Consider the following 3,143-nt stretch of genomic DNA (forward strand, 5'->3'; position numbering starts at 1 on the left):
CATGAACATGGCGTTGACGCCGAATGTATTGCAGCCGATGGATCTTGATCCGCACTGGCGTTGGGAGGGTCGTTTGCCGGCGTGGGGTCATACGTCGGTGGATTTCGAGCGGCGCGTGGATCATGACCGGCTGCGGCGGTACCGGCTGAGCCGGGCGCGGGAGGCGCTGAAGAAGAGCGAGTGCGGCTCGCTCCTGCTCTTCGACGTGAACAACATCCGCTACGTGACGGGGACGAAGATCGGCGAGTGGGAGCGGGACAAGATGTGCCGCTTTGCGCTGATGACGGGGGACGATGCGCCCTATGTGTGGGATTTCGGCTCTGCGGCGGTGCATCACAAGAAGTATGCCGACTGGCTCCTGCCCGAGAACTGCCGCGCGGGCGTGGTGGGGATGCGCGGGACGATCCCGCCCTCGTTCGGGCTGATGAAGCTCTATGCCGAGGAGATCGCGGGGCTGATCGAGGATGCGGGCATGAAGGGCATGCCGGTGGGCGTGGACTATGCCGAGACGGCGATGTTCCACGCGCTGAAGGAGGCGGGGCTGAACGTGGTGGACGGCCAGCAGGTCATGCTGTCGGCGCGCGAGATCAAGAACTGGGACGAGATCCAGCTCCTGACCCAGGCGGCCTCCATGGTGGACGGGGTCTACCACATGATCTGGGAGGAGCTGAAGCCGGGCATCCGCGAGAACGACATCGTGGCGATGGCCAACAAGATGCTCTACGAGATGGGCTCGGACGACGTGGAGGCGATCAACGCCATCGCGGGCGAGCGCTGCAATCCGCATCCGCACAACTTCACCGACCGCTACTTCCGGCCCGGGGACCAGGCCTTCTTCGACATCCTGCAGTCCTACCAGGGCTACCGGACCTGCTACTACCGGACCTTCAACATCGGCCGCGCGACGCCGGTGCAGCACGACGCCTACGTCAAGGCCCGCGAATGGCTCGACGCCGCGATCCAGGCGATCAAGCCCGGGGTCACCACCGACCAGGTGGCGAAGCTCTGGCCCACGGCCGAGAGCCTCGGGTTCCCGAACGAGCTCGCGGCCTTCGGGCTGCAGTTCGGCCACGGGCTGGGGCTTGCGCTCCACGAGCGGCCGATCATCAGCCGGGCGGTCAGCCTCGACAACCCGATGGAGATCGAGACCGGCATGGTCTTCGCGCTCGAGACCTACTGCCCGGCCGCGGACGGCTATTCCGCCGCGCGGATCGAGGAGGAGGTGGTGGTGACCGACACGGGCTGCGAGGTGATCAGCCTCTTCCCGGCCGAGGAGCTGCCGATCGCGAACCGGTATTGAGGAGAGGGGGTGGGTTCGAGACCCACCCTACGGGGGACCGGGGAGAGCGGTGGGTTGGAAACCCACCCTACGGCAGCCCGGGGGGCGGCGCGCCGCCCGGGACGCGGCCCCCGGGGGCGAGGTGGGAGGGGGGCGCTGCCCCCCGGCTTCGCCTCCCCCCGGAGGATTTCTGGCCAGATGAGGAGAGGGGAGCGGCGCGAGCGGGCGCCGCGGCCCTTCGTGACAGAGGACGGACGAGACATGGCGAAGCGCGCGACGAAAGCGGCGGCGGGCGATCCCAAGGACAATGCCGAGGATTATCTCAGGATGTACCGGCAGATGGTGCGCATCCGGGCCTTCGAGGACCAGGCGAACCAGCTCTATCTCTCGGCGAAGATGCCGGGGCTCACCCACATGTATTCGGGCCAGGAGGCGGTGGCCGTGGGCATCTGCGAGGCCTTGGAGGTGACCGACCGGATCACCTCGACCCATCGCGGCCACGGGCACTGCGTGGCCAAGGGCGCGGAGTTCAAGGAGATGTTCTGCGAGCTTCTGGGCCGGGCCGAGGGCTATTGCCGGGGCAAGGGCGGGTCCATGCACATCGCCGACCAGTCGAACGGCAATCTCGGCGCCAATGCCATCGTGGGCGGCTCCATGGGGATCGCCACGGGCTCGGCGCTGCGCGCCAAGCTGCAGGGCGCCGAGGACGTGACGGTCTGCTTCTTCGGGGACGGCGCCACGGCCCAGGGCCTCTGGTACGAGGTGATGAACATGGCGGCGCTCTGGAAGCTGCCGGTGATCTATGCCTGCGAGAACAACGGCTATTCCGAGTACACCAGGACCGCCGAGATCGCGGCGGGCGAGATCCGCAAGCGCGCCGAGGCCTTCGGGATCGAGAGCTTCACCGTGGACGGGCAGGACGTGCTCGCGGTGAACCGGCTCGCGCGCGATCTCGTGGGCCGGGCCCGGCGCGGCGAGGGGCCGTTCTTCGTCGAGCTCGAGACCTACCGCTACCACGGCCACCACGTGGGCGACATCAACCGCGACTACTACCGCGCCAGGGACGAGGAGGCGGAGTGGAAGAGCCTCCGCGACCCGATCGTGAACTTCGGCAAGTGGCTGGAGGCCGAGGGCGTGGCCTCGGCCGAGGAGCTGGTGGCGATCGGGCAGGCGGTGGAGGAGGATGCCGCCGAGGCCGTGGCCTATGCGCTCGAGGCGCCCTACCCGCCGGGCGAGGAGGTGGACATGCATGTCTTTGCCGGCGTGCCCCATGCGCTGGCCTATATCGACGGGGCGAAGGCGTGAGGGGGGTGGGAGCCACGGGCCGCGCCCCCGCCCGGGCACAGGCGGAGCGGTCGCCGTTCCGGGTAGGGCGGGTTTTCAACCCGCCGCGGCCCCGCACCAGAGCGGAGCGGTCGCCGCTGCGTGTAGGGCGGGTTTTTAACCCGCCATCCGGAACGCCGCACGACCGGCCCGCGCCGTGGCCGCCCCTGGGCGGGCGCTTTGGACCGCCCGAGCGGGGTGCTTTATCCCTCCACCCCGCCGCACATCCGTTCGGCGCGGGACCTGACCATGCGCCCGCCCTTGGGGAGGGGCGGCCGCGGCGCGGGCTGGTCGCCCGCGCGCCCCTCGCTCCGGCGTCGCAGACCGACGTGGCCAATGGTCGCCCGACATCCTGCCCCTCAAGCTCGCACACGGCCCGCGCCACCCCGCATGCCCAGACAGAAGGACCCCGCGGATGACCCGCCAGATCACGCTCTCGAAAGCCGTCAACGAGGCGCTCGCCGAGGAGATGCGGCGCGACCCGACCGTCTTCATCATCGGCGAGGACGTGGCCGAGGCGGGCACGCCCTTCAAGGTGCTC

2 protein-coding genes are annotated in these 3,143 nt (G+C 69.3%); both read left to right on the forward strand.

Features of this window, described 5'->3' with window-relative positions; genetic code table 11:
- The first annotated feature begins 1 nt into the window (after position 1).
- Complete coding sequence (locus EAT49_RS20900) at positions 2 to 1,300, forward strand: M24 family metallopeptidase (RefSeq protein WP_123644211.1); 1,299 nt, start codon at positions 2 to 4, stop codon at positions 1,298 to 1,300.
- A gap of 240 nt (positions 1,301 to 1,540) precedes the next feature.
- Positions 1,541 to 2,584, forward strand: a complete 1,044-nt coding sequence (locus EAT49_RS20905) for a thiamine pyrophosphate-dependent dehydrogenase E1 component subunit alpha (RefSeq protein ID WP_123644212.1) — start codon at positions 1,541 to 1,543, stop codon at positions 2,582 to 2,584.
- Positions 2,585 to 3,143: the final 559 nt, after the last annotated feature.

The organism is Histidinibacterium lentulum, assembly GCF_003789055.1.
Classification (GTDB): domain Bacteria; phylum Pseudomonadota; class Alphaproteobacteria; order Rhodobacterales; family Rhodobacteraceae; genus Oceanicola; species Oceanicola lentulus.

Bases quoted from the DNA above. Each gene is read 5' to 3' on its own strand.
- EAT49_RS20900 (WP_123644211.1), top strand. From the start codon at position 2: ATGAACATGGCGTTGACGCCGAATGTATTGCAGCCGATGGATCTTGAT.
- EAT49_RS20905 (WP_123644212.1), top strand. From the start codon at position 1,541: ATGGCGAAGCGCGCGACGAAAGCGGCGGCGGGCGATCCCAAGGACAAT.